The organism is Streptomyces sp. PA03-6a, assembly GCF_033792765.1.
Lineage (GTDB): Bacteria > Actinomycetota > Actinomycetes > Streptomycetales > Streptomycetaceae > Actinacidiphila.
The window spans coordinates 35,985-62,413 of record NZ_JARAVK010000007.1 but is presented as its reverse complement, the minus strand read 5'-3'; the positions used below and the strand labels follow the sequence as shown (position 1 = coordinate 62,413).

The following is a 26,429-nucleotide window of genomic DNA, read 5'->3' as shown; positions in this document are numbered from 1 at the left end:
GGAACGTCCCCGAGGACCGAGCCGAGGAGGTCACAGGCCATGCACGCGTCCCTGCAGGGGAGGAAGATCGCGTTCCTGGTGGCGTCGGAGGGCGTCGAGCAGAGCGAACTCGCCGGCCCCTGGGAGGCCGTCCGCGAGGCGGGCGGGACGCCCCGGCTGGTCTCCACCCGCCACGGCCGCGTCCAGGCCTTCGACCACCTCGACCGGGCCGGCACCTTCCCCGTCGACGACACGCTCGGGGAGGTGGTCGCCGCGGACTTCGACGCGCTGGTGCTCCCCGGCGGCGTCGCGGGCCCCGACCTCCTGCGGCTCGACGCGGACGCCGTCGGCTTCACCAGGGACTTCTTCACCGAGGGCCGCCCCGTCGCGGCGATCTGCCACGCGCCGTGGCTGCTGGTGGAGGCCGGCGTCGTGCACGGACGTACCCTCACCTCCTGGCCCAGCGTGTGCACCGACGTCACCAACGCCGGCGGCACCTGGATCGACCAGGAGGTCGTGGTCGACTGCGACGGCCCCAACGTCCTGGTCACCAGCCGCAGGCCCGGCGACCTCAAGGCCTTCCAGGACGCCCTGGTGGACGAGTTCGCGCACCAGACCCGGAGCCGCGATTAACCGTCGCTTACTTGGGGCATTTGCCGCTTTCGGCAAAGCTGTCGGGGGTGCGCGAGATCGCTCCCGGCCTCATGCGAAACTTTTCACATGAGTCCTACGCGCGCCCTCCGACGCCGTCCGCTCCACGGTGCCGCGGCACTGGCCGGGGCAGCCGCGTTCGCGCTGGCCGTCACGGCCTGCTCGACCTCCACCGCGTCCTCCGACGGCACCGGCCCCGGAACGAACTACGTCGGCGGCACCGGTGAGATCTCCACGGTCAAGCCGGGCCACCGGGTGGCCGCGCCGGAGCTGAGCGGGAAGTCCGTCGAAGGAGCCCCGCTCAGCCTCGCCGACCACAAGGGCAAGGTCGTCGTCCTCAACATCTGGGGCTCGTGGTGCCCGCCCTGCCGGGCCGAGGCGCCGCACCTGGCCAAGGTGGCCAAGGAGACCGGGTCGCAGGGCGTGCAGTTCATCGGCATCAACACCCGGGACCTGCAGACCGCACAGGCCAAGGCCTTCGAGAAGGAATTCGACATCCCCTTCCCGAGCTTCTACGACCCGTCCGGCGACCTGGTGCTGCGCTTCCCCAAGGGCAGCGTCAACCCGCAGGCCATTCCCTCCACGCTGATCATCGACCGTCAGGGGAAGATCGCGGTGCGCGCGCTGAAGGAGCTCAGCGCCGACGAACTGCACGAGGTCCTCGACCCGGTGATCGCGGAGAAGTGACGTGAGCGTACTCGCCGCCGGTGCCAACCAGACCGTGGTGAACGGCGCCCTGCTCGCCGCCGTGCCGGTCGCGCTCCTCGGCGGCCTGGTCTCGTTCTTCTCCCCGTGCGTGCTGCCCCTCGTCCCCGGTTACCTGTCGTACGTGACCGGTGTCACCGGCACCGACCTGGCCGAGGCCCGGCGCGGCCGGATGTTCGTGGGCGCGTCGCTGTTCGTCCTCGGCTTCACCGCCGTCTTCGTCTCCGGCGGCGCGCTGTTCGGCAACTTCGGCACGACGCTGCTGGTGCACAAGACGGTCATCACCAGGGTGCTCGGCGCGCTCACCATCGTCCTGGGGCTCGCCTTCATGGGGGTGGTCGGCGGCATCACCCAGCGCGAACTCCGCTTCCACCGCAAGCCCGCGATGGGTCTGGCGGGTGCGCCGCTGCTCGGCGTGCTCTTCGGCATCGGCTGGACGCCGTGCCTGGGACCGACGCTGAGCGCCGTCAACTTCCTCGCCTTCAACGAGGCCAGTGCCGGCCGCGGGGCGCTGCTCACCGCCGTCTACTGCCTCGGCCTCGGCCTGCCGTTCATACTGGCCGCCATCGCCTTCCGCCGCGCGCTCGGCGCCTTCGGCTGGGTCAAGCGCCACTACGTGTGGGTGATGCGCCTCGGCGGTGGCATGCTCGTCGCTGTCGGCCTGCTGCTCGTCACCGGCGTGTGGGACCACATCGTCTACCAGATGCAGATCTGGTCGTCCGGCTTCACTCCAGGGATCTGATCCATGAGCTCCAAAGACACCGCGGGGGCACCCCCCGACGCGGCGGCGGACGCCGGTGCCGACCTCGGCGCGGCCGGCGCACAGCTGTCGACCGCGCCCGTCGAGGACCTCGGCCAGGTCGTGCCCGGCTCCTTCGGCGGCGTCCGCGGGCCGGGTACGGCCGGCGGACTCGCCTGGACCGGACGCGAGGTGTGGGGCTGGACGCGCTGGACCTGGCGCCAGCTCACCTCGATGCGGGTGGCGCTGGTCCTGCTCTTCCTGCTGTCGCTGGCCGCCGTCCCCGGTTCGCTGGTGCCGCAGACGAGCGTCGACGAGATCAAGGCGCAGACCTTCAAGGACGCCCACACCACCCTGGCGCCGCTCTACGAGAAGCTCGGGCTGTTCAACGTCTACAGCTCGGTGTGGTTCTCGGCGATCTACATCCTGCTGTTCGTCTCGCTCGCGGGCTGCATCGTCCCGCGCAGCTGGCAGTTCGTCGGCCAGCTGCGCGCCAAGCCGCCGGCCGCCCCGCGCAACCTCACCCGGCTCCCGGCGTACGCGACCTGGCGCACCGAGGCCGAGCCGGACGCGGTGCTCGCCGCCGCCCGGCGCGCCCTCCGCGGCCGCCGCTTCCGCACCCAGGTCACCGGTACGGCGGTCGCGTCGGAGAAGGGCTTCCTGCGCGAGGCCGGCAACCTGGTCTTCCACATCGCGCTGTTCGGGCTGCTGATCTCCTTCGCGGTGGGCGGGCTGTTCAAGGCCGAGGGCGGCAAGCTGATCGTCGAGGGCGACGGCTTCAACAACACGCTCACCCAGTACGACGACTTCAAGCCGGGCACCTTCTACGACGCCGACGACCTGGACACCTTCGGCTTCAAGCTGGACGGCTTCAACGCCTCGTACGCGCGCAGCGGCCCGCAGAAGGGCACCCCGCGCACCTTCCGCGCCAACATCCGCTACTGGACGAGCCCGGGCGGCAAGCAGACGAAGTCCGCGATCGAGGTCAACGAGCCGCTGGAGGTCGGCAGCTCCAAGGTCTACCTGATCGGCCACGGCTACGCGCCCGTCGTCACCGTCAAGGACGGTCAGGGCAACGTCGTCTTCCAGGGCCCGGTGCCGTTCCTGCCGCAGGACGGCAACCAGACCTCGGTCGGCGTGATCAAGGCGATGGACGTCCGCGACCACGCCGACAGGAAGACCCAGTACGGCTTCCAGGGGCTGTTCACCCCGACCTTCGCGCTGAACGCGCAGCAGGGCCCGCACTCGTCCTTCCCTGCCCTGGACTACCCGGCGCTGATCCTCACCGCCTACCACGGCGACCTGGGCGTGGACGCCGGCCTGCCGCAGAATGTGTACCAGCTCGACACCGACAAGATGAAGCAGTTCAAGGACGCCGACGGCCGGATCGTGAGCAAGGCGATGAAGCCGGGGGAGACGCTCGCGCTGCCCGACGGCGACGGCTCGCTCACCTTCGACGGCGTCAAGACCTGGGCCACCTTCCAGGTCTCCCACCAGGTCGGCAACGGCTGGGCGCTGGTGAGTGCCGTCGCCGCCATCCTCGGCCTGGCCGGATCGCTGTTCATCCAGCGCCGCCGGGTCTGGGTGCGGGCGGTGCGCGGCGCGGACGGTGTCACCGTCGTCGAGCTGGCCGGGCTCGGCCGCAGCGAGTCGGCGCGGATCGCCGACGAGCTCGGCGAGCTCGCCGCCGACCTCACGGCCACGGCCCCGCCGCTGCCCGAAGCGGACCCCGAACCCTCAGAAGAACCCCTGCCCGATGACGAAGGAGCGCGCGCGTGACCATCGCTGCCGCGGTCAACGAGAACGTCGCCCACCTCAGCAACTACCTGATCTACTCGGCGATGGCGGTCTACACGCTGGCCTTCCTCGCCCACATCGCGGAATGGGTCTTCGGCAGCCGCAGCAAGGTCGCCAAGACCTCCGCCGCGCTCGCCCCCGGCGCCGCCGGGTCCGCGCCCGCGGTCACCGTGACCGTGAAGCAGGGCGGCGGCACCGCCACCCTGGCGCGTCCCAAGGTCGTCACCCGGGCCTCCGCCAGTGACCGCGGCTTCGCCGACGGCCCCGGCGCGGCCGGCGACACCGAGCAGGGCGACCTCTACGGCCGCATCGCGGTGTCCCTGACCGTGCTGGCCTGGGCAATGCACGTGGCCGCCGTGGCGGCGCGCGCCTTCTCGGTGCAGCGCGCCCCCTGGGGCAACATGTACGAGTTCTCCACCACCTTCGGCGCCACGGCGGTCACGGCCTACCTGGTGCTGCTCCTGCTGGGCAAGAAGGTCCGCTGGATCGGGCTCTTCCTGACCACCACGGTCCTGCTCGACCTCGGCCTCGCCGTCTCGGTCCTCTACACCGACAGCGACCAGCTGGTCCCGGCGCTGCACTCCTACTGGCTGTGGATCCACGTCTCCTGCGCCATCATCTCCGGCGCGGTGCTCTACCTGGGCGCGGTGGCGAACGTGCTCTACCTCTTCCGCGACCGCTACGAGACCGGCCTCGCGGCGTCGGGCACCGCCGAGGGCACCTGGGCGAACATCATGTACCGCCTGCCGTCGGCCGCGAGCCTGGACAAGTTCGCGTACCGCGTGAACGCCATGGTCTTCCCGCTGTGGACGTTCACGATCATCGCCGGCGCGATCTGGGCCGAGGCGGCCTGGGGCCGCTACTGGGGCTGGGACCCCAAGGAGACCTGGTCCTTCATCACCTGGGTGGTCTACGCGGCCTACCTGCACGCCCGTGCCACCGCCGGCTGGAAGGGCCGCAAGGCCGCCTACCTGGCGCTGCTCGCCTTCGCCTGCTTCCTGTTCAACTACTACGGCGTGAACATCTTCATCACCGGCAAGCACTCCTACGCCGGCGTCTGAGCCCCGTCGTCCCGCCCCGGCCGGGGTTCAGCCCAGGCCGATGGCGTCCAGCTTCGCCCGCAGGTACGCGTGCGAGTCCACGGGCTCGTACGCGTGCCTGCCGACGGGCGCGGGCAGCGGCGTGACGCGGGTGCCGGGGTCGCACTCGTAGAACCACACCAGCGACATCAGCTCCTCCGCCGGCGCGTCGGCCGGCGGGGGCAGCACGCGGTGCCGCCCGGAACGCCAGCGGTCGCCGGTCCAGCGGGCCATCAGGTCGCCGATGTTGACGGTGAAGGAGTCCGGCTCCCAGGGGGCGTCCTGCCAGCCGTCCCCGTCGGTGTGCACCTGGAGGCCGCCCTTGCCCCGCTGCCGGTCGAGCACGGTGACCGTGCCGAAGTCGGTGTGCGGGCCGATCCTGAACTGGCCCGGCTCGGGCGGTCCGACCACGTCGGTGCCCGGGTACCAGTTGATGTTGAAGCCCCAGGTGGGGTGGCGGGTGTGCCGGGTGAAGAGGTCCCCGGGCCCGCCCAGGGCGGCGGCCAGCAGCTCCAGCAGGTGGTCGGAGAGACCGCGCATGTGCGTCACGTACGCGTCCACCAGCGGTCGCAGCCGCGGCGCCTCGGCCGGCCAGAGGTTCGGCAGGAACCACTCGGCGTCCACGGCCGGGTCACCGGTCGGCTCCTCGGCGGCGAACGACCAGGACTCCTTCAGGTCCGGCGGGGTGGCCGTGCCCTCCGCGTAGCCGTTGGCCTCCGCGCCCGGGCCCAGCCAGCCGCGGCCCCCGACCCGTACCGCGTACGGCTCCTTGACGGCGGCCGGCAGCCGGAAGAAGCCGCGGGCGGCCTCCCGGATCGCCGCGCGCAGTCCCGGGTCGACGCCGTGCCCGGTGACCAGCAGGAAGCCGGCCGAGCACAGCGCCTCGTCGACGGTGGCGGCGACGAGGGCGCGGGCGGCGGCGTCGCCGGTGAGCCAGGGCCCGAGGTCGATGGTGGGGATCATGCGCCGATGTCCTCGTTCCACAGCTCGGGGCGGGCCGCGACGAACTCCGTCATCAGGGCCACGCACTCCGGGTCGTCCAGCAGGACGATCTCCACGCCGTGCTCGGCCAGCCAGTCGTGGCCGCCGTGGAAGGTGCGGGCCTCGCCGATGACGACCCGGGAGATCCCGAACTGCCGGACCAGGCCGCTGCAGTACCAGCACGGCGACAGGGTGGTCACCATCGTCGTCCCGCGGTAGGTGCGCTGCCGTCCGGCGGCCCGGAAGGCCGCCGTCTCGCCGTGCATCGACGGATCTCCGTCCTGCACACGGCGGTTGCGGCCGCGGCCCAGCACCGTGCGGCCGTCCGGAGCGTACAGGGCCGCCCCGATGGGGATCCCGCCCTCCGCGAGGCCCGCCCGGGCCTCGGCGACGGCGGTCGCCAGCATCGCCTGCGCGTCGTCCATGACGCCCAGTGTCCCGCAGGATCAGCCGCGGGGCTGGTTGTCCTGGCCGTCGGCGGGGCCGTTCTCGCGCTGCCGCAGCTCCTCCTCGCGGCGGCGCAGGTCGGCCTCCCAGCTCTTCAGCAGCTGCTCGTCCTTCTTGTTCTCCTCGCGCAGCGAGTGCAGGAACTCCGGGTTGTCGTCAGGGGCGACCCACTGCGTGCGGTGGTTGCGGTGCCACTCGGCGGGCGTGCTGCCGCCGGCCGGGGCGGTGCGGTGCTTGCCGGCCACCAACCAGGCGATCGGCCCGATCAGCACCTCGCCGAAGAGCAGGATGACGATGACCCACACGACCTTGGGGAGGCCGCGGACCTGCTCCTCGGGCGTGTTGAGGCAGTCGATGAAGGCGTAGATCCACAACGCCAGCACCAGCAGGAACGGGATGTACCGGATCATCGCGGGAGTGCCCCCCAGGCAGCGACGGCGGGGCGCGGCAGGGCCCCGGTGACGGGTCCAGGGTAGTGCGTGCCGGATACTGGACCGCATGGCTTACGACGATCTTCGCTCGCTGCTGAGGGCCCTGGAGAAGGAGGGGGACCTCAAGCGCGTCACGGCAGAGGTCGACCCGTACCTGGAGGTCGGTGAGATCGTCGACCGCGTCAACAAGGCGGGCGGCCCGGCGCTGCTGTTCGAGAACGTCAAGGGCTCCTCGATGCCCCTGGCGATGAACGTCTACGGCACCGACCGCCGGCTGCTGAAGGCGCTCGGCCTGAAGTCCTACGCCGACATCGGCGACCGCATCGGCGGGCTGCTCAAGCCGGAGCTGCCGCACGGTTTCGTCGGCGTGCGCGAGGCCTTCGGCAAGCTCGCCGGGATGACGCACGTACCGCCGAAGAAGGTGAAGGACGCCCCCGTCCAGGAGGTCGTCCTCACCGGCGACGACGTCGACCTGGACGCGCTGCCGGCCCTGTTCACCTGGCCCGAGGACGGCGGCTCCTTCTTCAACCTCGGCCTGACGCACACCAAGGACCCCGGGACCGGCGTCCGTAACCTGGGCCTGTACCGGCTGCAGCGGCACGACCGCCGCACCATCGGCATGCACTGGCAGATCCACAAGGACAGCCGCAACCACTACCAGGTGGCCCAGCGGCGCGGCGAACGGCTCCCGGTGGCCATCGCGTTCGGCTGTCCGCCCGCCGTGACGTACGCCTCCACCGCGCCGCTGCCGGGCGACATCGACGAGTACCTCCTCGCCGGCTTCGTCGGGGGCAGGCGCATCGAGATGGTCGACTGCAAGACGGTGCCGCTGCAGGTGCCCGCCCAGGCGGAGGTGGTCCTGGAGGGCTGGCTGGAGCCCGGGAAGATGCTGCCCGAGGGGCCGTTCGGCGACCACACGGGCTTCTACACCCCGCAGGAGCCCTTCCCGGCGCTGACCATCGACTGCGTGACAATGCGCCGCCGGCCGCTGCTGCAGTCCATCGTGGTGGGCCGGCCGCCGACCGAGGACGGCCCGCTGGGCCGGGCCACCGAGCGGTTCTTCCTCCCGCTGCTGAAGGTGATCGTGCCGGACATCGTGGACTACCACCTGCCGGAGGCGGGCGGCTTCCACAACTGCGCGATCGTCTCGATCGACAAGAAGTACCCGAAGCACGCCCAGAAGGTCATGCACGCCATCTGGGGCGCGCACATGATGTCGCTGACCAAGCTGATCGTCGTGGTCGACGCCGACTGCGACGTGCACGACCTGCACGAGGTCGCCTGGCGGGCGCTGGGCAACACCGACTACGCCCGTGACCTGTCGGTGGTCGAAGGTCCCGTGGACCACCTCGACCACTCCTCCTACCAGCAGTTCTGGGGCGGCAAGGCGGGCATCGACGCGACCCGGAAGCTGCCCGAGGAGGGCTACACCCGCGACGGCGGCTGGCCCGAGATGGTGCTCTCCGACCCGGAGACCGCCGCGAAGGTCGACCGCCGCTGGAAGGAGTACGGCCTGTGAGCGCCGAATCCGCGACTCCGGATCTCTTCGGACCCTCCCCGCGCCCGGACGGCAAGGTCCGGGCGTTCCTGCGGCTGGTGATGATCGAGCACTCGGTCTTCGCCCTGCCCTTCGCCTACATCGCCGCGCTCAGCGCGATGTTCGCGCAGGACCGGTCCGTCCACTGGTGGCAGCTCTTCCTGATCACCGTCGCCATGGTGGGCCTGCGCACCTTCGCGATGGCGTGCAACCGGATCATCGACCGCGAGATCGACGCCCGCAACCCCCGCACCGCGGGACGTGAACTGGTCACCGGAGCCGTGTCTGTGCGCTCGGCGTGGACCGGCGCGCTGATCGCCGTGGTGTTCTTCCTGGGCGCCGCCGCGCTGCTCAACCCGCTGTGCCTGGCGCTGGCGCCGATCGCGGTGGTCCCGATGGTGGTCTACCCGTACGGCAAGCGGTTCACGGACTACCCGCACGCCATCCTCGGCCTCGCCCAGGCCATGGGCCCGGTCGGCGCCTGGCTCGCGGTCACCGGCTCCTGGTCGTGGGACGCCGTGGTCCTCGGCCTCGCGGTGGGCGTGTGGATCGGCGGCTTCGACCTGATCTTCGCCTGCCAGGACGTCGCCGCCGACCGCGCCCACGGGGTGCGCTCGGTGCCGGCCCGCTTCGGCGTCGACGGCGCGCTGTACGGGGCGCGGGTGAGCCACGTGGTGACGACCGTGCTGCTCGTCTGGTACGGACTGGCGGTCGGCGCCGGGGCCTTCTGGTGGGTCGGCATGCTGATCGTGGGCGGTGCCTTCGTCTACGAGCACAGCATCGTGAAGCCCGGCGACCTCAGCAGGCTCAACCGGGCGTTCTTCACGGTCAACGGCTTCATCGGGATGGCGCTGTTCCTGTGCGCCCTGCTCGACCTCGCGGTGCGCGGCCTGGGCGTGTGACGCCCCCGCGCCCGGCGCGGTCGCGCCGGGTCAGCGGCGCACGAACGGCAGGGCGACGAACTTCGGGTAGCTCCACCACTGGCCGCTGTTGGCCTTGGTGCTGCCGATGATGCAGAAGATCACCCCGGTCAGGAGGTGCAGCGCGGCCAGGGCCATCAGGCCGAAGCCCACGAAGGGCAGCCAGACCGGTCCGCCGTGGTCGTACGCGGCCACGGAGGCGAGGCCGCCGGCGTAGCCGACGATGCCCAGGAGGCCCGCGATGGCCGCGGTGATGCCGTAGTTGATCCCCTGCGCGGCGTGGTGCCGGATGAAGGGGTCGTGCTTGTTGCGCTCGTTGGAGCGGATGACCAGCGGGGTCACCCAGGCCAGCGCCCAGCCCAGGCAGCACATGCTGCTGCCCGCCACCACGGTGAGCAGCGCGCCCAGGTGGGCCCACATGGCCGGCGTGGTGGGCGGCCGCAGCGGCGGGGGCGGGAACGGCAGCGGCCCCTGGGCGTGGCCGTAGCCGTAGCCGTACGGGGGCTGCGGCGGTGCGGGCGGCGGGTACGGCGGGGGCGGCGACGGCATGGTGTGGGGCCCCTGCGCCGGACCCGGCTGCGGTGGCACGGGCGGCACGGGCGGCACGGTGTCCCGCGGCGGTACGTCGTCGTGCTTGCTGAAATCGGTCATGGAGAACCGCCCCCCGTCGTTTGGTCCCCGGATCCTACGGCCTCATCTGATCAGCCCGTCGGCGGGGCGGTCCCGGAAGAGGAAGGCGCCCACGACGCCGCCGAGGAGGCCGAACAGGTGGCCCTGCCAGGAGACCCCCTGCGCGGTCGGCAGGACACCCCACAGGATCGAGCCGTACGCCACCGCGACGACCAGCCCGACCGCGATGTCGATGAGGCGCCGGTCGACGAAGCCGCGCACCAGCAGGTACCCGAACAGGCCGAAGACGATGCCGGAGGCGCCGGCGGTGTTGGTGTGCGGCGGCGCCACCAGCCAGACCCCGCCGCCGCTCGCCATGACGATGACGAACACCACGCTCAGCAGGCGGGTCGTGCCGCGCAGCGCCGCGAGGAAGCCCAGCACCAGCAGCGGCAGGCTGTTGGCGGCGACGTGGTCGAAGCCGAAGTGGATGAACGCGGCGGGGATGATGTCGCGCAGTTCGCCGATCTGCCGCGGCACGATCCCGAAGGTGTCGAGCGCGTGATGGGTCATCACGTCCACGCACTCGATCAGCCAGAGCAGCCCCACCCAGATGAACATGATCGCCGCGGCCGTCTTCGCCCGCTCTCCCGGAGCGGCGTCGCCGCGGACGCGCCGCCGGGCGTCACCGGCGTCATGGCCGGCGATGGGTTCGTACGCCACAGGCCCCCCTCGTGGTGGTGGACCGCCCGCCGGTCCGGCCGGGCTCCCCTCACGGTAGACAACGACGACGGCGTCCGTGGCGGTTCCCGGGCCCACTCGTCCATTCGCCCGGCCGGACCGGCCGGGGCCGTGCCACGGGTGGCCGGATAGGCTCGCGGCATGGACGACAGCGAGCGCGGGACACCGTGGGTGGTCGGGGTCTCCGGGGCTTCCGGGACGCCGTACGCCGCGGCGGTGCTGCGGGCGCTGCTGCACGCCGGCGAGGCCGTGGACCTGGTGGTCAGCCGGGCCGCCCGGCTCACCGTCCTGGACGAGACGGGGGCGCCTTTCCGGGACGCCCACTGGCGCGAGGACCTGGCCCGCTGGCTGGCCCGCGGCGCGGACGGCACCCCGGACCGGTTCGAGACCGATCTGAGCCGGGTGCGGTACTGGTCCGCCGGGGACCTCGCGGCCGGGCCGAGCTCGGGTTCGTACCCGGTCAAGGGGATGCTGATCGTGCCGGCGAGCACCGCCTGCGTGGCGGGCGTCGCCCTCGGGCTCTCCAAGGACCTGCTGCAGCGGGTGGCGAGCGTCACCCTGAAGGAGCGCCGTCCGCTGGTGGTCGCGGTACGGGAGACGCCGCTGGGCGGGCAGACCCTGAGGCACCTGGTCGCGCTGGACGAGGCGGGCGCCGTGGTGCTGCCGGCCTCGCCCGCCTTCTACGCCGGGGCCAGGGACATCCAGGACCTGGTCGACTTCGTCGCCGGCCGCGCGCTGGACGCCGTACGGGTGCCGCACAAGCTGTACCGCCGCTGGGAGGGCGAGCTGGGGGCCGCCGGGGCCGGGGTCGACGGGGCTGCCGCGGATTGATGCGCAGGGCACATCCCCGTTCATGCCTTAGATTCTTGTCCTGACAGCGCAGTCGCGGCACGAATGAAGGGGTCCAGTCTGATGGACGCGGTGGACAGGCAGCTCATCCAGGCCCTCCGTGAGAACGGCCGGGCCTCGTACGCCGAGCTGGGCCGGCTGGTGGGCCTGTCCGGACCGAGCGTCACCGACCGGATCAACCGGCTGGAGCAGGCCGGTGTCATCACCGGCTACCGCGCCACGATCCGCCCCGCGGCACTGGGCCTCGGGGTCACCGCGCTGGTGGGCCTGCAGCTCAGCGACGCCGCCGACCACGAGGACGTGGCGACCCGGCTGCGCGACCTGGACGAGATCGAGGACTGCTGGTTCATCGCCGGCGACGACTCGTACATGCTCAAGGTGCGCGTCCCCGACGTCGACGGCCTGGAGCACACCATCCGCCGGCTGTCCGGCACCAAGGGCGTCGCCCGGACCCGCACCACCATCGTGCTCTCCACGAAGTGGGAGAACCGGGTCGGGGAACTCCCCGAGAGCATCTAGGCGTAAGGTCGGACGGTCGTTTACGGATGGTGAAGGCGAGGCGGGCGATGGACGCGGGGCTCAAGCGCGAGCTGGAGGAGAAGGTCTACGCGGGTGAGCGGCTGACCCGCGAGGACGGCATCGCCCTCTACGAGTCCGACGATCTGGCCTGGCTGGGCGGTCTCGCCCACCACGTGCGGACGCGGAAGAACGGTGACGTCGTCCACTTCAACGTCAACCGTCACCTCAACATGACCAACGTCTGCACTGCCTCCTGCGCGTACTGCTCCTTCCAGCGCAAGCCGGGGGAGAAGGACGCCTACACGATGCGCATCGAGGAGGCCGTCCGGCTGGCGAAGGAGATGGAGGGCGAGAACCTCACCGAGCTCCACATCGTCAACGGCCTCCACCCGACGCTGCCGTGGCGCTACTACCCGCGCTCGCTGAAGGCGCTCAAGGAGGCGCTGCCGGACGTCTCCCTGAAGGCCTTCACCGCCACCGAGATCCACCACTTCGAGACGATCTCCGGGATGAGCGCGAGCGAGATCCTGGACGAGCTCATCGAGGCGGGCCTGGAGTCGCTGACCGGCGGCGGCGCCGAGATCTTCGACTGGGAGGTGCGGCAGCACATCGTCGACCACCGCACCCACTGGGAGGACTGGTCGCGCATCCACCGGCTGGCGCACGAGAAGGGCCTCAAGACCCCGTGCACCATGCTGTACGGGCACATCGAGGAGCCCCGGCACCGGGTGGACCACGTGCTGCGGCTGCGCGAGCTGCAGGACGAGACCGGGGGCTTCCAGGTCTTCATCCCGCTGCGCTACCAGCACGACTTCGTGGACCTCAAGGACGGCAAGGTCCGCAACACCCTCCAGGCGCGCACCACGATGGCCAGCGGCGCCGAGGCGCTGAAGACCTTCGCGGTCTCCCGGCTGCTGTTCGACAACGTGCCGCACGTGAAGGTGTTCTGGGTCATGCACGGCGTGCAGACCGCCCAGCTCGCGCTGCAGCACGGCGCGGACGACATGGACGGCTCGGTCGTCGAGTACAAGATCACGCACGACGCCGACAACTACGGGACGCCCAACAAGCTCACCCGCGACGACCTGCTGGAGCTCATCCAGGACGCGGGCTTCCGTCCGGTGGAGCGCAACACCCGCTACGAGATCATCCGTGAGTACCCGGGTCCCGACGCGGCGCGCCGCGAGTCGCCGCAGCCGATGCGTCTGTGAGCCCGGGCGTGCGCCGTCGTGCGACGGCGCACGCCCAGCGCACATTTCCCGGCCCCCGGGGCGTACCCGGGGGCTTCGAGGCCTCCCCTTCACCCTGATGTCGTCCGGCGGCCGGACGCCCGTCGATCGGTGTCAGCCTCGATGCCTAGGGTGTGCGCCATGGCACTGCGCTTCACCCTCGACCCCGAGCTCACCCCCGAACTGCGGGAACAGCTCGTCTCCCTGTGGACCGACGTCTCCAACGCGGGCGGCGCCGTCGGCTTCGTCGCACCCGTGGCCCGGGCCGACGTGGCCCTCGAGGCGGAACGGCACTACGCGGCACTGTCCGGGGGCAGGGCGCACATGGTCGCCGGTTTCGACGGCGACCGGCTGGCCGCCTCGACCTTCCTCACCTTCAACACCCACCGCCTGATGAGGCACTGGGCCTGGCTGTACACCGTGATGGTCGACCCGTCCCTGCAGGGCCGCGGGAACGGCGCGGAGTTGCTGCAGGCGGCGGAGCGGTCCGCCCGCGACCTCGGACTGGAGGGGCTGAAGCTCACCTGTCGCGGCGGCATGGGTCTGGAGCGCTTCTACGCCTCGGCCGGCTACAAGGAGGTCGGGCGTGTCCCCGCGGCGATACGTGTCGCCGCAGGTGACGACCGTGACGACATCACGATGTGGCTCCCGCTGACCTGACCCTCAGGGGCCCGTGCTTCACTGATACGGGTACGTCCGGTACCTCCCGCAGGCCGGAACGAGGGAACGAAGGAAGTGGCTACGACCGTGAGCTGGAAGCCGAGCCCCATGCTGCGCTACTCCCTGATGCGTCTCGGCCTGTTCGCGGCCTGCTTCCTGGCGATCTGGGGCCTGGTCTACGTCCACGTGCTGCCCGCCGGGCTCGGCGACTCCAACCTGCTGTGGGTGATGCTGCTCGCGCTGGTGATCAGCGCGCCGCTCAGCTTCGTCGTGCTGCGCGGGGTGCGCGAGGAGGCCTCCGTGCAGGTCGCCGCGCGCGTGGAGCGCACGAAGGCCAACCTCGCCGCCAGCGCCTCCCAGGAGGACGAGGCGGACGACGCCTCGCGTGCGGCGGCGCAGCGCGGCTGACACACCCGGGGGCCGGTGCGCGCACCGCCGGCCACCCCGACGGCTGGGCCGTCCCCTGCCGTCAGGCGCGTACCACCGGCGAGCCCTTCGCGGCCGAGGCGGACGCCTCGCGTGAGGCCGCCGTCCCACGCACCCGCGCCCGCGCCCGGACCCTAGGGTCCGACGGTCCCGGTGAGATGGATCCGGTCCCCGGAGCGGACGGCGAAGCTCCTTCCCTTGCCCGGACGGGAGGGGTCCGGGGCCGAGGCCGCGTAGGTGACGGTGGCGGGCAGCAGGACGGGGGCCTTGAACTCGGCCCGCAGGGTGACCGTTCCGGCGTCCTCGGGGACGGCCTCGGCGGCGCAGCGCGCGACGGTCCACATCCCGTGGGCGATGGCGCGGGGGAAGCCGAGCGGCCGCGCGGTCAGCGGATGGACGTGGATCGGGTTCCAGTCGCCCGACACGGCGGCGTGCCGGCGCCCGAGGCCGGCGGGGAGCTGCCACTGCGCCACGGCGGGCAGTTCCGCCCCCTCGGCGGCCGCGGTGGCGCCGCCGCCCGGGGCCCCGCCTCCCGTACCGCCCGTGCGGGTCCGTGCGAGGTAGCCGCTGCGGTCGCGCCAGACGACCTCCCCGCCGACGGACGCCTCGGTGACGAGCACGACCTCCACGCCCCGCCGGTGGGCGCGCAACTCCTCGGCGTGCACGGTGAGGTCGGGGCGGTCGCCGGGCAGCAGCGGGCGCCGCTGGACGATCTCGATCCACGTGTGCACGAGGCCGAGCAACGGCAGCGGGAAGCTCCGCCGGGCCATCAGCCGGGCGGCGAGCGGGAAGCCGAGGACGTGCGGGTAGGTCAGCGGGAGCCGTTCCGCAGGGGGGAAGCCGCACACCTCGGCGTACGCGGCGAGCCGCCGGGGGTCCACCCGGACGCCCGGCGCCGTCACGTGGCCGGCGGGCAGCGGCGCGTCGGCGGCCGGGTGCTTGCCGAGGCCGGTCAGTACGCCTCGGACGAGGGTGAGGAGCAGGGGCATCGTGGGTTCCCGCACGGGTCGGTGGGCGGTCGGTCGGCGGTCGGGGTCAGGCGCCCGGCGGACGACCGGTGGCCCGTCGGCCTTCTCCTCACGCGGAGGTAGATGTACCCACACATGAGGTTACCGGAAGTAACAGCCGCAACGGCCCCGGCTGGAGCGCCGGAAGCGGATGCGCCACAGGACCGGGGCCCGCCCGGGCGCCCCGGTCTCCGCCGTGGACGACGCGCATTCCACCGTTTACCGCGCCGAGTTCCTACGCCGTTACACCGCCCTCCCCGTCGAATTCACGGAGCGGCCGGACCGTCCCACCGCGTTCATGGAACTGCGCCGGGCGGTCGTCGCCGCCGAATTCGCACAGGAGATCGAGGCGCTTTACGTCACGTCCTGACCGGGGCCCCGCAAAGGCAGGAGCCCCGCACGACCGTGCGGGGCTCCTTGGGTACTGCTCGTTGGGTACTACGTGTCAGTCCGCGATCAGGCGGGGGAGACGTTCTCGGCCTGCGGGCCCTTCGGACCCTGCGTGACGTCGAAGGTCACCGCCTGGTTCTCCTCCAGCGAACGGAAGCCGGAGGCGTTGATCGCCGAGTAGTGGACGAAGACATCGGGGCCGCCGCCGTCCTGGGCGATGAAGCCGAAGCCCTTCTCGGCGTTGAACCACTTGACGGTTCCGGTAGCCATAAGCCCTCCTTGGGCCAAAGGGTTGCCCTGCTCCAGAACCTGCCCTGCGCACTGCAAGAAGTCTGAAAACTACAAAAGCCCGCGGTCACATGCTCCGCAGGCTCTGTACTGCAAGGGAAACCAAACTGCAACTTGCGACGACAGTAGCACGGAGCATCTGCGGCGGGGAAGAGCGACAAGATCGGTTTTCGGCCGTGCCGCGGGGCGCGCGAATGCGGCGTGGACGCGGTGCCGGAATCGGGTGGCCCGGCGTGGGAGGCCGGTACCCGCCGCAAGATCCCGGGGGCGGGGGTCTAGCCTCCTGATGTGGACAAATCTGCGCCCCTTCCCTCCGCCGGTGGTGTGCGCCGGGCCCGGCCCCGCGTCGGGCACATCCAGTTCCTGAACTGCGTGCCCCTTTACTGGGGGCTCGCCCGAACGGGTGCCCTGCTCGACCTGGAGCTGACCAAGGACACGCCCGAGAAGCTCAGCGCCCAGCTCGTCTCCGGGGACCTGGACGTCGGCCCGATCACCCTCATGGAGTACCTCCGGAACGCCGACGAGCTGATCGCGCTCCCGGACATCGCCGTCGGCTGCGACGGGCCGGTGATGTCCTGCGTGATCGTGAGCCAGGTGCCGCTGGGCGCGCTGGACGGCTCCCGGGTCGCCCTCGGCTCCACCAGCCGCACCTCGGTCCGCCTGGCCCAGCTGCTGCTCGCCGAGCAGTACGGGGTCGAACCCGAGTACTACACGTGCCCGCCCGACCTCTCGCTGATGATGCAGGAGGCCGAGGCGGCCGTCCTGATCGGCGACGCGGCGCTGCGCGCCTCGCTGCACGACGCGCCGCGGCTCGGCCTGGAGGTCCACGACCTCGGGCTGATGTGGAAGGAGTGGACCGGGCTGCCCTTCGTCTTCGCCGTCTGGGCCGCCCGCCGCGACTACCTGGAGGCGCTTCCCGCCGTGGTGCACGAGGTGCACCAGGCCTTCCTCGCCTCCCGCGACCTGAGCATGGAGGAGGTGGAGAAGGTCGCCGAACAGGCCGCCCGCTGGGAGGCCTTCGACGCCGGCACCCTGCAGCGCTACTTCACCACCCTGGACTTCTCGCTCGGCCCCGAGCAGCTCACCGGCATCGCCGAGTTCGCCCGCCGGGTGGGCTTCCCGGCGCAGGCGCGCGTCGAACTGCTGGGCGCCGGGGGCTGATCCGCACGGCCGGCGGCAGCCCGCCGCCGGCCCGGGCCCGGCCCGCGGGCCCACTACGATCGGCGACGGCCCCGGCTGGGGTGACCACGGCGGCCACGGGTACAACTCCACTGACCTTCCGCACCGGCGAGAGGCGCGCAGATGCAGCCCCTGCAAGCGAACGACCCCCCGGCGATCGGCCCGTACCGCCTCCTCGGCCGGCTGGGGGCCGGCGGGATGGGCCGGGTCTACCTGGGGCGCAGCCCCGGTGGCCGGACGGTGGCCGTGAAGGTGGTGCGCTCGGAGCTCGCGGACGACCTGGAGTTCCGCACCCGGTTCCAGCGCGAGGTCGACGCGGCGCGCCGGGTCGGCGGTGCGTGGAGCGCGCCGGTCCTCGACGCCGACACCGACTCGCCGGTGCCGTGGGTGGCCACCCGCTACGTCGCCGGTCCCGCCCTGTCCGAGGCGGTCGCCACCTTCGGGCCGCTGTCGCCGCAGGGCGTACGGGCGCTGGGCGCCGGACTCGCCGAGGCGCTGGAGGCCGTGCACGAACGGGGGCTGGTGCACCGCGACATCAAACCGTCCAACGTGCTGCTCTCGCTCGACGGTCCCGTGCTGATCGACTTCGGCATCGCCCGCGCCATGGACGCCACGGCCGCCCTGACCAGCAAGGGGGTCGTCGTCGGCTCGCCCGGCTACATGGCGCCCGAGCAGGTCACGGGCAGACCCACCGGCCCCGCAGCCGACATCTTCGCCCTCGGGGCGGTGCTGGCCTTCGCCGCGACCGGCCGCGGCCCCTTCACCGGGGACAGCGCGGCCGTCCTGCTCTACAAGGTCGCCCATGAGGAGCCCGAACTCGACGGCATGCCCGATGAGTTGCGCCGGATCGCGGAGTCCTGCCTCGCCAAGGACCCCTCGGTGCGCCCGACGCCCCGCCGGCTCGCCGAACTGCTGACGGCCGGCGGCGACGCCGCCTCGCTGGTGCGGGCCGGCTGGCTGCCGTCCCCGCTGACGGAGCGACTGGGGCGGCAGGCCGTGGAGCTGCTCGACCTCGAACCGACCCCGCCCCCGGGTGCGAACGGCCCGGTCGGCGGCGCCCCGGCCGTAACCGCCGGGGGGCCGGGCGGCGGTTACGGCTCGTACGGCTCGCACCCCTCGTACGGGTCGTTCGGCCCGCCGCCCTCGCTGACCGAGCCCCAGGACGCGCCGCCGCGCTGGCCGCGACGGGGATCCTGCTGGTCGCGGCCGCCGTGACCCTGGCACTCGTGCTGCCGGGGCTCGGCGACGACGCGGACCAGGCCAAGGGCGGTGAGCGCACCCCCTCGCGGAGCGCGGGCTCCGGGTCCCCGACGGCGACCTCGGCCACCTCCTCGGCCACGTCGCCGTCCTCGCCGCCGGCCTCGGAACCGCGGCTGGACGCACTCCCCAAGGGCTTCGTCGGCACGTGGAAGGGCGACACCGTCACCGCCCACGGCGTGCCGGGGACGATGGAGATCACCCTCCGCGAGGGCAAGGTCGGCGCGGTCGTCGGGCGCGACAAGAGCGTGCTGGACCTGCTCGGCCAGTCCTACGACTGCAGCGGCGACTGGAAGCTCGCCGAGGCCACCCGCAAGAGCGTCGTGCTCGACACCAGCGGCGGCACCAACCCGCATCCCGGGGTCTGCTCGGACGGCTCGGCGGACGAGCGGTTCACGCTCAACGCGGACGGCTCGCTGCACTACCGCTCGGGCGACTCCCTGGCCGGTCAGCCGGAAGGGGACCTCAGGAAGCAGGGCGGCTGACCCCCTGGCGTAGGCTGGGCGCGTCCGTCACGACCCCCGGAAGGGATGCCCCGGTGAGCGAGAACGCCGACCTGCAGTCCGTCCTCGACCGTGCGGCCGACGGCGGCCGCATCACGCCCGAGGAGGCGCTCGACCTCTACCGCTCCGCGCCCCTGCACGCCCTCGGCGCCGCCGCCGACGCCGTACGCCGCCGCCGCTACGCCGGCACCGAGCACATCGCGACGTACATCATCGAGCGCAACATCAACTACACCAACGTCTGCGTGACGGCGTGCAAGTTCTGCGCCTTCTACGCCGCGCCCAAGGACACCGCCAAGGGCTGGACCCGCGACCTCGACGACATCCTGCGCCGCTGCGCGGAGACCGTCGAACTCGGCGGCACCCAGATCATGTTCCAGGGCGGCCACCACCCCGACTACGGCGTCGAGTACTACGAGAAGCACTTCAGCGCCATCAAGCAGGCCTTCCCGCAGCTGGTCATCCACTCCCTCGGCGCCTCCGAGGTCGAGCACATGGCCCGCATCTCCAAGGTGCCGGTGGAGGAGGCCATCACCCGCATCCACGCCGCGGGCCTGGACTCCTTCGCGGGCGCCGGCGCCGAACTGCTGCCGGCCCGGCCGCGCAAGGCGATCGCCCCGCTGAAGGAGAGCGGCGAGCGCTGGCTGGAGATCATGGAGACCGCGCACAACCTCGGCGTCGAGTCGACCTCCACGATGCTCATGGGCACCGGCGAGACCAACGCCGAGCGCATCGAGCACCTGCGCATGATCCGTGACGTCCAGGACCGTACGGGCGGCTTCCGCGCCTTCATCCCGTACACCTACCAGCCGGAGAACAACCACTTGAAGGGCCGCACGCAGGCCACGCTCTTCGAGTACCTGCGGATGATCGCCATCGCGCGGATCTTCCTGGACAACGTCGCCCACATCCAGGGCTCCTGGCTCACCACCGGCAAGGAGGTCGGCCAGCTGTCGCTGCACTACGGCGCCGACGACCTCGGCTCGGTGATGCTGGAGGAGAACGTGGTCTCCTCGGCCGGCGCCAAGCACCGCTCCAACCGGATGGAGCTGATCCACCTGATCCGCGCCGCCGGCCGGGTCCCCGCCCAGCGCGCCACCACCTACGAGCACCTCGTCGTCCACGACGACCCGGCGAACGACCCGGTCGACGACCACGTCGTCTCCCACCTGTCGTCGACCGCCATCGAGGGCGGCACGGCGCACCCGGAGCTGAAGCTGCTCAGCACCTCCTGACGCCGCCGATGCTGACGATCCATTCCGGGACCGACGGCACGGCCCTGCTGGTGGACGGCGGCCTCGTGGCCGCCGTCGGCCCGCTCGACGCGCTACGGGCGGCCCACCCGGGCGCCCGTGTCCGGAGCTGGCCGGGTGCGCTGCGTCCGGGCCTGACCCACGAGGGCGGGCTCCCGCAGGCGCCCACCCCGCGCGAACGCGTGCACGCACTGCTGCTGCGCGGGGTCACCGCCGTCGCCACCGCCCCGGCCGACCCCGCGCTGTGCTCCGCCCTGGACCGCAGCGGGCTGCTGCCGGCCCGCCAGGCCCCGCCCCTGGAACCGGGCGTCCGGGCGGACTTCGCCGTCTTCGACGGGCAGGGCGCCTGCCTCGCCACCGTCGTCGGCGGCCGGCTCCTGCACCGCAGGGCCTGACCGGCCCACCCGCCGGCCCGGCCTCCCGTGGCGGTAGCCAGGGCCCCTGCGCGGGACGCGGGGCCGCCGGGTGAAGAATGGGGGGCGTGACCCGAGCCTCCCTGGACAAGCAGCCGCACGAAGTCGCCGCGATGTTCGACGACGTCGCGGCCAACTACGACCTGACCAACGACGTGCTGTCGCTCGGCCAGGACCGCCGCTGGCGCAAGGTCGTCGCACAGGCCCTCGCCGTCCGTCCCGGCGAGCGCGTGCTGGACCTCGGCGCCGGCACGGGCACCTCCTCGCTGCCCTTCGCCGAGGCGGGCGCCCACGTGGTGCCCTGCGACTTCTCCCTGGGCATGCTGCGGGAGGGCAAGCGCCGCCACCCCTTCCTCCCGCTCACCGCGGGCGACGCGACCAGGCTGCCGTTCGCCGACGGGGTCTTCGACGCCGTCACGATCTCCTTCGCGCTGCGCAACGTCCACGACACCGACGCCGCGCTGCGCGAGATGCTGCGGGTCACCCGTCCCGGCGGCCGGGTCGTCATCTGCGAGTTCAGCCACCCCACCTGGGCGCCGTTCCGCACGGTCTACACCGAGTACCTGATGCGGGCGCTGCCGCCGGTCGCCCGCGCGGTCAGCAGCAACCCCGACGCGTACGTCTACCTCGCCGAGTCCATCAGGGCCTGGCCCGACCAGCCCGGCCTCGCCGCGCGACTGCAGAAGGCCGGCTGGTCGAAGGTCGCGTGGCGCAACCTGTCGGGCGGCATCGTGGCACTGCACCGCGCGGTGCGTTGAGAGGCCGCGCGGCCTCTAAGCCGGGGCGCCCGGCCCGCGCGAAAGCGGCCACATAGACTGCACGGGTCCGGTCCGGCCGCCGCCGGCCGGTCGCAGACAGGCCCGCACCAGCCCAGAGCAGCGAGGAGCACCGTGACCGAGACCGCCGCTTCGGAACGCAGCGCCGATGTGATCGTCGTGGGTGCCGGGCCCGCCGGCTCGACGACGGCCTACTACCTGGCGAAGGCGGGACTCGACGTCCTGCTGCTGGAGAAGACCGCCTTCCCGCGCGAGAAGGTGTGCGGCGACGGCCTGACGCCCCGGGCGACCAAGCAACTGGTCGCGATGGGCATCGACATCTCCGAGGAGGCCGGCTGGCTGCGCAACAAGGGCCTGCGCATCATCGGCGGCGGGGTCCGGCTGCAGCTGGACTGGCCGGACCTGGCCTCGTTCCCCGACTACGGGCTCGTGCGCAAGCGCGAGGACTTCGACGAACTCCTCGCCGGCCAGGCGCAGAAGGCCGGCGCCCGGCTGTACGAGCGCTGCAACGTGGGCGCCCCGATCCGGGACGAGCGCACCGGCCGCATCACGGGCGTCGAGGCCAAGCTGGGCGAGGAGAAGACCCCGGTCACCTTCCACGCGCCGCTGGTGGTCGCCGCGGACGGCAACTCCACCCGGCTCTCCCTCCAGATGGGCCTGCACCGCCGTGAGGACCGCCCGATGGGTGTGGCCGTCCGCACGTACTTCACCTCGCCGCGGCACGACGACGACTACCTGGAGTCCTGGCTGGAGCTGTGGGACCGGCGCGTCCCGGGCGACCCGCGGCTGCTGCCCGGCTACGGCTGGATCTTCGGCATGGGCGACGGCACCTCCAACGTGGGCCTGGGCGTCCTCAACACCTCCGCCTCCTTCAAGGAGCTGGACTGGCGTGAGGTGCTGAAGGCCTGGTGCGCCTCGATGCCCGAGGAGTGGGGCTACACCGAGGAGAACATGACCGGGCCGATCCGCGGCGCGGCGCTCCCGATGGCCTTCAACCGCCAGCCGCACTACACCAAGGGCCTGCTGCTGGTCGGCGACGCGGGCGGCCTGGTCAACCCGTTCAACGGCGAGGGCATCGCCTACGCGATGGAGTCCGGCCAGATCGCCGCCGACGTCATCGTCCAGGCGCACGCGCGCGGCACCGCGGCCCAGCGGGAGCTGGCGCTCCAGTCGTACCCGCGGATCCTCAAGGACACCTACGGCGGCTACTACACGCTCGGCCGGGCCTTCGTGAAGCTGATCGGCAACCCGAAGGTCATGAAACTGGCGACCCAGCGCGGCCTGACGCACCCGATGCTGATGCGCTTCACGCTGAAGCTGCTGGCGAACCTCACCGACCCGTCGGGCGGCGACGCGATGGACCGTGTGATCAACGGTCTGTCGAAGGTGGCGCCGCGCTCCTGACGCCCCGGCAACCGCTTGCCGCGCCGGCCCGTGCTGCACGGGCCGGCGCGGCTTTTTGCTGCCGTCACATCGTGAGGAGGGTATGCAAACATCCCTATCATTACCTTCACAGGGTAGGATGCGTACTCATGGAGAGGGAGTGGTTGTCCGTCGAGCAGGTCGCGGACCGGCTCGGCCTGCACGTGCGCACGGTCCGCGGCTACATCCGCGACGGCCGGCTGAAGGCCGTGCGCATCGGCAAGCAGTACCGCGTCGCCCGGGCCGACCTGGACGCCCTCACCGGTGCGCCGGCCGCCGCCGCCCGGCACCGGGTGGAGGTCTCGGCCATCGTCGAGGTCGACGGCATCGGGGCGGCCGCGGCGGAGCGTCTGAGCACCCTGCTCGTGGCCGGTGCCCAGATGGCGCGGGACCCCCACGAGTTGGCCCGGGTCCGGACGGCGTACGACGACGAGCGCTCGCGGCTGAAGGTCGTGGTGCTCGGCGGCGCCGCGGCGACGGCGGACGTCCTGCGCACCGTCGACGGCGTCCTGGGAGGGGAGAACGACATGTTCCCGGAGGAGCACACCGAGGACCCGGAGGCGGGCCGTGGCTGACGTGGTGACCGAGCGAGGGGGCGTGCCCGTCCTCGTCTGCGGCGAGGAGGGCGCGAGGATCTCCGGCGTCCAGGACGCGCTCGACGTGATCGGATCCGCCTTCTCCCGGGCGGAGGTGGTGGCCGTGCCCGTCGGCCGGTTCGACGAGCGGTTCTTCACCCTGCGCACCGGGCTGGCGGGGGAGATCCTGCAGAAGTTCGTCAACTACCGCATCCGGCTCGCCGTCGTGGGTGACGTCTCGGCGTACACCGCGGCCAGTACGGCCTTTCGCGACCTGGTCCGCGAGTGCAACCGCGGCGACCGCACGTGGTTCGTCGACGACCTCGAAGCGCTCGACGCCCGCCTGGGCTGACCGGGCACCGGCCCGCCCCCGGGGCGAACTCCCCGCGTCATGACGCCCGTCGTCCCTCCCGGCGCAGCGGCCCGCCGGGAGGGACCGGCGAACTCCTCCGTAGCCGGGCCCGGTTGGCGCCGGTCGGCGGGAAGGGGCGTGGGCCGGGCAGGTCGCCGATCCTTTGACATCGATGTCGTTGACATCGATGTCAGATGGGTCTGCCCCGGAGTCAGCTCGCGCCCGAAATGCGGGATTTGAGGCGTTGTGCTCATACTTTTGATCACTGCTCGGGGATCCGTGATCAAGAGAAGGGTGCAGTCATGAGCACGCGCATAAACCAGGTCCTGGCCGCCGCGGCCGCATCGGTCCTGCTCGCCGGAGGGGGCGTGCTCGCCGCCGGCCCGGCCTCGGCGGCCCCCACGGACCACCGCCCGGGCGACCGACAGGGCGATGACCGGCGGGGTGACGACCGGCGGGGCGACGACCGCCGCGACGACGACCGCCGGGGTGACGGCCGGCGCGACGACGACCGGCGGGGCGACCGGCAGGGGCAGTGCTCGATCGGGCAGGGTTCCTGGAAGCTGGAGTACCGTCCCGGACGCCTGGTGCGGGTGTCCAGCCACGGCCGCGTCAAGTGGGTCCGCACGCCGGGCCAATGGGTCAGGGTCTGGCACAGCGGGGGCCGTGACTGCCACCGTCGATGAACCCGGCGTCCGGAGCCCGGTCCCCCGCCACGGCGGAGCCGGGCTCCGGCCCGTGAGCCCCGTCCGGGGCTCCCCGGTCGTCCGGCCCCGTGTGCGGTACGTCTCCTTGCGGCGGGGCCGGACTTTCGTTTGCGGCCGCCTGCCGCGGGGCGCGGTGCGGCGGCTCCCCCTCGCGGCGGCGGGGGAGGAGGGCGCCGGGTGGCCCGGCGCACAGGTGCGTGGGTCCTGTCCGGGGCGCGGAGGACCGCACGGGGGCGGAACGGAGGAGGCCGCCGGCCCGGTGCGGGCCGGCGGCCTCCGTGGGGACGGGGCGCGTGATCAGAGCACGCGTACGGCGGACGTCGGCATGTAGTTGGACATCTGCTGGATGACGACGCCCTTGCTCGGGTTCGCCGCGTCCAGGTACTGCCCGCCGCCGATGTAGACGGCCACGTGGTAGGCGGAGCCGACTCCGCCCCAGAAGACGAGGTCGCCCGGCTGGACCGCGCTCACGGAGATCTGGGTGCCGAAGGTCGACTGCGCCTGCGAGGTGCGCGGGAGGTCGACGCCGATGGTGCGGAAGGCGGCCTGGGTGAGACCGGAGCAGTCGTACGCGCTGGGGCCCGTGGCGCCGTAGACGTACGGCTTGCCGACCTGGGCCTTCAGGAAGCCTATGACGGAGGCGACGCTGCCCGTCGCGTTGGAGGAGGAGGCCAGCGCGGTGCGTCCCGCGGAGCGCGACGCGGTCGCGGTCTCGCGCGCCTTGGCGGCCTTGGCCGCGGCGCGGTCGCGCGCGTCGGCGGCGGCCTTCTTCTTCTGGGCGGCCTTCATGGCCTCGGTGCGGGCCTCCGCACGGGCGGCGTCCAGCTGCTGCTCGACGACGGTCTCGTCGATGGCGTCAGCGGCCTCCGCGGCGGTGGCGGTGGTGGAGAGGGCGGGGATGACGGGGATGCTCCCCGTGGTCGCCGGGTCGGCGGCCGAGGGCTCGGCGTTCGCCGAAGACGACATTCCGGTCAGGGCGAGCGTTCCGATGACGCCGCCGGCGACTCCTGCGCGGCGCACCCAGTTGGGGCTCTGCGCGGCGCGTCGCCGGCGGCGTATATGCGAGGTCTGAAGGGACATGAAGACTTGGGTATCAGGCCCGGTCGGTTCCGTTCAACAAAAGTGTGATGCGCCACAGTTGGCTGTCGAGCAGTGGTATTGTCCCTTTTTCGATCTTCCTTATTCAGGATGTTCGGGACATTCAAGTCCAAATCCTCGTGCGCGCGTTCACGTGCCTCCGGCCGCCGTCAGCGGGGTGTTCCGCGGCTCACCCGCAGGAGTGGCGGGGCGCTATCACGTCCCCCGGTCCAGCTCCAATTTGCCTTCGATCGTCGGCGCCTGATAGTGCGGCACCCCTGTTTACCAGCGGAAACGCAGGAAAATGTGACTTCTGGTGATCGTTTGGGATTACTGAGTGAGAAGATCACCGCTCATCCCCGTTCATGATCGTTCGACTGGTGTCGGAGATCACAAAGGTCAGAGTGAACCCCGTGTCGCAGATCACAGACCAGGAGGCATAGGATGCGGGCAGTCTGGGCTTGTGAACTGCCTCACATGGAGAGGATCTAGGTGGCGCGGGGCGCACGTCCGGGCACGGTCCGTCATCAGTCATCGTCGACTGGAAGGAGCGGGGACGTGAATGCCTACGCGCCCATCCTCGTGCTGGGCGGCCTCGGGGCCGGCTTCGCGATCTTCTCCGTGGTCATGGCCTCCATCATCGGCCCGAAACGGTACAACCGGGCCAAGTTGGAGGCATATGAGTGCGGCATCGAGCCGACTCCGCAGCCAGCCGGGGGCGGCCGTTTCCCGATCAAGTACTACCTGACGGCGATGCTCTTCATCGTCTTCGACATCGAGATCGTCTTCCTTTACCCCTGGGCCGTCACGTTCGACGCCCTCGGGGTCTTCGGGCTCGTCGAGATGCTCCTCTTCGTGCTCACCGTCTTCGTCGCCTACGCCTACGTCTGGCGTCGCGGCGGCCTGGAATGGGACTAGGGGCGGAGAATAG

Annotated in this window: 31 protein-coding genes and 1 pseudogene; 24 read left to right on the top strand and 8 right to left on the bottom strand. The window is 71.9% G+C overall.

Annotation, left to right across the window (positions count from 1 at the left end; translation table 11 throughout):
• Positions 1–39 precede the first annotated feature (39 nt).
• From PV350_RS03325 to ccsB, 5 genes are all read left to right on the top strand, one after another.
• Positions 40–612, top strand: a complete 573-nt coding sequence (locus tag PV350_RS03325; protein ID WP_499513309.1) for a type 1 glutamine amidotransferase domain-containing protein — start codon at positions 40–42, stop codon at positions 610–612.
• Positions 613–699: 87 nt separating this feature from the next.
• Positions 700–1,317 (top strand): TlpA family protein disulfide reductase, encoded by a 618-nt coding sequence (locus tag PV350_RS03320; RefSeq protein WP_499513310.1) that lies wholly within the window; start codon positions 700–702, stop codon positions 1,315–1,317.
• Position 1,318: 1 nt separating this feature from the next.
• The gene (locus tag PV350_RS03315; RefSeq protein WP_499513311.1) at positions 1,319–2,077 is read left to right on the top strand and encodes a cytochrome c biogenesis CcdA family protein; all 759 of its coding nucleotides are present in this window, start codon (positions 1,319–1,321) and stop codon (positions 2,075–2,077) included.
• A 3-nt stretch (positions 2,078–2,080) separates the two neighbouring features.
• Entirely contained in the window at positions 2,081–3,853 is a 1,773-nt protein-coding gene (gene resB / locus PV350_RS03310; RefSeq protein ID WP_499513312.1) for a cytochrome c biogenesis protein ResB, read from the top strand.
• Positions 3,850–4,932 (top strand): c-type cytochrome biogenesis protein CcsB, encoded by a 1,083-nt coding sequence (gene ccsB / locus PV350_RS03305; protein WP_499513313.1) that lies wholly within the window; start codon positions 3,850–3,852, stop codon positions 4,930–4,932. Before resB ends, ccsB begins: the two co-directional genes overlap by 4 nt.
• Positions 4,933–4,959: 27 nt before the next feature.
• On the opposite strand, the gene PV350_RS03300 is transcribed toward ccsB, so the two are convergent.
• The 3 genes from PV350_RS03300 to PV350_RS03290 are packed head-to-tail and all read right to left on the bottom strand — an operon-like array spanning position 4,960 to position 6,788.
• Complete coding sequence (locus PV350_RS03300; protein WP_500332761.1) at positions 4,960–5,913, bottom strand: isopenicillin N synthase family dioxygenase; 954 nt, start codon at positions 5,911–5,913, stop codon at positions 4,960–4,962.
• Positions 5,910–6,356: a nucleoside deaminase gene (locus PV350_RS03295; RefSeq protein WP_499513315.1), complete on the bottom strand. Its 447-nt coding sequence runs from the start codon at positions 6,354–6,356 to the stop codon at positions 5,910–5,912. Before PV350_RS03295 ends, PV350_RS03300 begins: the two co-directional genes overlap by 4 nt.
• A 21-nt stretch (positions 6,357–6,377) precedes the next feature.
• Positions 6,378–6,788, bottom strand: coding sequence for a PLD nuclease N-terminal domain-containing protein (locus PV350_RS03290; RefSeq protein WP_499513316.1), 411 nt, complete (start codon positions 6,786–6,788; stop codon positions 6,378–6,380).
• 88 nt (positions 6,789–6,876) lie between these two features.
• Here PV350_RS03290 and PV350_RS03285 point away from each other — a divergent pair, with 88 nt between their 5' ends.
• The gene (locus PV350_RS03285; protein ID WP_499513317.1) at positions 6,877–8,328 is read left to right on the top strand and encodes a menaquinone biosynthesis decarboxylase; all 1,452 of its coding nucleotides are present in this window, start codon (positions 6,877–6,879) and stop codon (positions 8,326–8,328) included.
• Positions 8,325–9,248 carry a menaquinone biosynthesis prenyltransferase MqnP gene (mqnP, locus tag PV350_RS03280; RefSeq protein WP_499513318.1) on the top strand — a complete coding sequence of 308 codons (924 nt, stop codon included), beginning with the start codon at positions 8,325–8,327 and terminating at the stop codon, positions 9,246–9,248. The genes PV350_RS03285 and mqnP overlap by 4 nt, the downstream gene beginning before the upstream one ends.
• A gap of 30 nt (positions 9,249–9,278) precedes the next feature.
• On the opposite strand, the gene PV350_RS03275 is transcribed toward mqnP, so the two are convergent.
• Positions 9,279–9,917: a magnetosome magnetite crystal formation protein family gene (locus PV350_RS03275; RefSeq protein WP_500332760.1), complete on the bottom strand. Its 639-nt coding sequence runs from the start codon at positions 9,915–9,917 to the stop codon at positions 9,279–9,281.
• A 42-nt stretch (positions 9,918–9,959) separates the two neighbouring features.
• Positions 9,960–10,496 carry a rhomboid family intramembrane serine protease gene (locus PV350_RS03270; RefSeq protein WP_499516907.1) on the bottom strand — a complete coding sequence of 179 codons (537 nt, stop codon included), beginning with the start codon at positions 10,494–10,496 and terminating at the stop codon, positions 9,960–9,962.
• Positions 10,497–10,757: 261 nt separating this feature from the next.
• Here PV350_RS03270 and PV350_RS03265 point away from each other — a divergent pair, with 261 nt between their 5' ends.
• The 5 genes from PV350_RS03265 to PV350_RS03245 all read left to right on the top strand — a co-directional run bounded on the left by PV350_RS03265 (position 10,758) and on the right by PV350_RS03245 (position 14,281).
• Complete coding sequence (locus tag PV350_RS03265) at positions 10,758–11,447, top strand: UbiX family flavin prenyltransferase (RefSeq protein ID WP_499513320.1); 690 nt, start codon at positions 10,758–10,760, stop codon at positions 11,445–11,447.
• Between the two features lie 81 nt (positions 11,448–11,528).
• Positions 11,529–11,984 (top strand): Lrp/AsnC family transcriptional regulator, encoded by a 456-nt coding sequence (locus PV350_RS03260; RefSeq protein ID WP_499513321.1) that lies wholly within the window; start codon positions 11,529–11,531, stop codon positions 11,982–11,984.
• Between the two features lie 47 nt (positions 11,985–12,031).
• Positions 12,032–13,195 carry an aminofutalosine synthase MqnE gene (gene mqnE / locus PV350_RS03255; RefSeq protein WP_499516908.1) on the top strand — a complete coding sequence of 388 codons (1,164 nt, stop codon included), beginning with the start codon at positions 12,032–12,034 and terminating at the stop codon, positions 13,193–13,195.
• A gap of 159 nt (positions 13,196–13,354) precedes the next feature.
• Positions 13,355–13,873 (top strand): GNAT family N-acetyltransferase, encoded by a 519-nt coding sequence (locus PV350_RS03250; protein ID WP_499513322.1) that lies wholly within the window; start codon positions 13,355–13,357, stop codon positions 13,871–13,873.
• Between the two features lie 75 nt (positions 13,874–13,948).
• On the top strand, positions 13,949–14,281 hold the full coding sequence (locus tag PV350_RS03245) for a DUF4229 domain-containing protein (RefSeq protein ID WP_499513323.1): 333 nt from the start codon (positions 13,949–13,951) through the stop codon (positions 14,279–14,281).
• Positions 14,282–14,433: 152 nt separating this feature from the next.
• Here the strand turns inward: PV350_RS03245 and PV350_RS03240 are convergent, their stop codons facing one another.
• Positions 14,434–15,288: a MaoC family dehydratase gene (locus PV350_RS03240; RefSeq protein ID WP_500332759.1), complete on the bottom strand. Its 855-nt coding sequence runs from the start codon at positions 15,286–15,288 to the stop codon at positions 14,434–14,436.
• A 214-nt stretch (positions 15,289–15,502) separates the two neighbouring features.
• Between PV350_RS03240 and PV350_RS03235 the strand changes: the two genes are divergently transcribed.
• Entirely contained in the window at positions 15,503–15,676 is a 174-nt protein-coding gene (locus PV350_RS03235; RefSeq protein ID WP_500332758.1) for a hypothetical protein, read from the top strand.
• An 86-nt stretch (positions 15,677–15,762) separates the two neighbouring features.
• Here the strand turns inward: PV350_RS03235 and PV350_RS03230 are convergent, their stop codons facing one another.
• Complete coding sequence (locus PV350_RS03230; protein WP_354796699.1) at positions 15,763–15,966, bottom strand: cold-shock protein; 204 nt, start codon at positions 15,964–15,966, stop codon at positions 15,763–15,765.
• 306 nt (positions 15,967–16,272) lie between these two features.
• On the opposite strand from PV350_RS03230, the gene PV350_RS03225 reads away from it, so the two are divergent.
• The 10 genes and pseudogenes from PV350_RS03225 to PV350_RS03180 all read left to right on the top strand — a co-directional run bounded on the left by PV350_RS03225 (position 16,273) and on the right by PV350_RS03180 (position 24,400).
• Complete coding sequence (locus tag PV350_RS03225; RefSeq protein ID WP_499513326.1) at positions 16,273–17,145, top strand: menaquinone biosynthetic enzyme MqnA/MqnD family protein; 873 nt, start codon at positions 16,273–16,275, stop codon at positions 17,143–17,145.
• Between the two features lie 141 nt (positions 17,146–17,286).
• Positions 17,287–18,345 (top strand): annotated as a pseudogene (locus PV350_RS03220) (serine/threonine-protein kinase); the annotation flags it as partial.
• 29 nt (positions 18,346–18,374) lie between these two features.
• Positions 18,375–18,905 (top strand): hypothetical protein, encoded by a 531-nt coding sequence (locus tag PV350_RS03215; RefSeq protein ID WP_500332757.1) that lies wholly within the window; start codon positions 18,375–18,377, stop codon positions 18,903–18,905.
• A 53-nt stretch (positions 18,906–18,958) separates the two neighbouring features.
• A complete protein-coding gene (gene mqnC, locus PV350_RS03210; protein WP_499513328.1) occupies positions 18,959–20,158 on the top strand; it encodes a cyclic dehypoxanthinyl futalosine synthase in 1,200 nt (399 codons plus the stop codon).
• Positions 20,159–20,166: 8 nt separating this feature from the next.
• Complete coding sequence (locus PV350_RS03205; protein ID WP_500332756.1) at positions 20,167–20,571, top strand: imidazolonepropionase-like domain-containing protein; 405 nt, start codon at positions 20,167–20,169, stop codon at positions 20,569–20,571.
• An 86-nt stretch (positions 20,572–20,657) separates the two neighbouring features.
• Complete coding sequence (locus PV350_RS03200) at positions 20,658–21,347, top strand: class I SAM-dependent methyltransferase (RefSeq protein WP_499513330.1); 690 nt, start codon at positions 20,658–20,660, stop codon at positions 21,345–21,347.
• A gap of 132 nt (positions 21,348–21,479) precedes the next feature.
• Entirely contained in the window at positions 21,480–22,769 is a 1,290-nt protein-coding gene (locus PV350_RS03195; protein ID WP_499513331.1) for a geranylgeranyl reductase family protein, read from the top strand.
• 128 nt (positions 22,770–22,897) lie between these two features.
• Complete coding sequence (locus tag PV350_RS03190) at positions 22,898–23,362, top strand: helix-turn-helix domain-containing protein (RefSeq protein ID WP_500332755.1); 465 nt, start codon at positions 22,898–22,900, stop codon at positions 23,360–23,362.
• A complete protein-coding gene (locus PV350_RS03185; RefSeq protein ID WP_499513333.1) occupies positions 23,355–23,714 on the top strand; it encodes a DUF4180 domain-containing protein in 360 nt (119 codons plus the stop codon). The genes PV350_RS03190 and PV350_RS03185 overlap by 8 nt, the downstream gene beginning before the upstream one ends.
• Positions 23,715–24,016: 302 nt before the next feature.
• Entirely contained in the window at positions 24,017–24,400 is a 384-nt protein-coding gene (locus tag PV350_RS03180; RefSeq protein ID WP_499513334.1) for a hypothetical protein, read from the top strand.
• Positions 24,401–24,718: 318 nt separating this feature from the next.
• On the opposite strand, the gene PV350_RS03175 is transcribed toward PV350_RS03180, so the two are convergent.
• Positions 24,719–25,501 (bottom strand): C40 family peptidase, encoded by a 783-nt coding sequence (locus PV350_RS03175; protein WP_500332754.1) that lies wholly within the window; start codon positions 25,499–25,501, stop codon positions 24,719–24,721.
• Between the two features lie 555 nt (positions 25,502–26,056).
• Between PV350_RS03175 and PV350_RS03170 the strand changes: the two genes are divergently transcribed.
• Complete coding sequence (locus tag PV350_RS03170) at positions 26,057–26,416, top strand: NADH-quinone oxidoreductase subunit A (protein WP_089226370.1); 360 nt, start codon at positions 26,057–26,059, stop codon at positions 26,414–26,416.
• Positions 26,417–26,429 lie beyond the last annotated feature (13 nt).

Bases quoted from the DNA above. Each gene is read 5' to 3' on its own strand.
- PV350_RS03325 (WP_499513309.1), top strand. From the start codon at position 40: ATGCACGCGTCCCTGCAGGGGAGGAAGATCGCGTTCCTGGTGGCGTCG.
- PV350_RS03320 (WP_499513310.1), top strand. From the start codon at position 700: ATGAGTCCTACGCGCGCCCTCCGACGCCGTCCGCTCCACGGTGCCGCG.
- resB (WP_499513312.1), top strand. From the start codon at position 2,081: ATGAGCTCCAAAGACACCGCGGGGGCACCCCCCGACGCGGCGGCGGAC.
- PV350_RS03300 (WP_500332761.1), bottom strand. From the start codon at position 5,913: ATGATCCCCACCATCGACCTCGGGCCCTGGCTCACCGGCGACGCCGCC.
- PV350_RS03295 (WP_499513315.1), bottom strand. From the start codon at position 6,356: ATGGACGACGCGCAGGCGATGCTGGCGACCGCCGTCGCCGAGGCCCGG.
- PV350_RS03290 (WP_499513316.1), bottom strand. From the start codon at position 6,788: ATGATCCGGTACATCCCGTTCCTGCTGGTGCTGGCGTTGTGGATCTAC.
- PV350_RS03285 (WP_499513317.1), top strand. From the start codon at position 6,877: ATGGCTTACGACGATCTTCGCTCGCTGCTGAGGGCCCTGGAGAAGGAG.
- PV350_RS03275 (WP_500332760.1), bottom strand. From the start codon at position 9,917: ATGACCGATTTCAGCAAGCACGACGACGTACCGCCGCGGGACACCGTG.
- PV350_RS03270 (WP_499516907.1), bottom strand. From the start codon at position 10,496: ATGTTCATCTGGGTGGGGCTGCTCTGGCTGATCGAGTGCGTGGACGTG.
- PV350_RS03265 (WP_499513320.1), top strand. From the start codon at position 10,758: ATGGACGACAGCGAGCGCGGGACACCGTGGGTGGTCGGGGTCTCCGGG.
- PV350_RS03260 (WP_499513321.1), top strand. From the start codon at position 11,529: ATGGACGCGGTGGACAGGCAGCTCATCCAGGCCCTCCGTGAGAACGGC.
- mqnE (WP_499516908.1), top strand. From the start codon at position 12,032: ATGGACGCGGGGCTCAAGCGCGAGCTGGAGGAGAAGGTCTACGCGGGT.
- PV350_RS03250 (WP_499513322.1), top strand. From the start codon at position 13,355: ATGGCACTGCGCTTCACCCTCGACCCCGAGCTCACCCCCGAACTGCGG.
- PV350_RS03240 (WP_500332759.1), bottom strand. From the start codon at position 15,288: ATGCCCCTGCTCCTCACCCTCGTCCGAGGCGTACTGACCGGCCTCGGC.
- PV350_RS03230 (WP_354796699.1), bottom strand. From the start codon at position 15,966: ATGGCTACCGGAACCGTCAAGTGGTTCAACGCCGAGAAGGGCTTCGGC.
- PV350_RS03205 (WP_500332756.1), top strand. From the start codon at position 20,167: ATGCTGACGATCCATTCCGGGACCGACGGCACGGCCCTGCTGGTGGAC.
- PV350_RS03190 (WP_500332755.1), top strand. From the start codon at position 22,898: ATGGAGAGGGAGTGGTTGTCCGTCGAGCAGGTCGCGGACCGGCTCGGC.
- PV350_RS03180 (WP_499513334.1), top strand. From the start codon at position 24,017: ATGAGCACGCGCATAAACCAGGTCCTGGCCGCCGCGGCCGCATCGGTC.
- PV350_RS03175 (WP_500332754.1), bottom strand. From the start codon at position 25,501: ATGTCCCTTCAGACCTCGCATATACGCCGCCGGCGACGCGCCGCGCAG.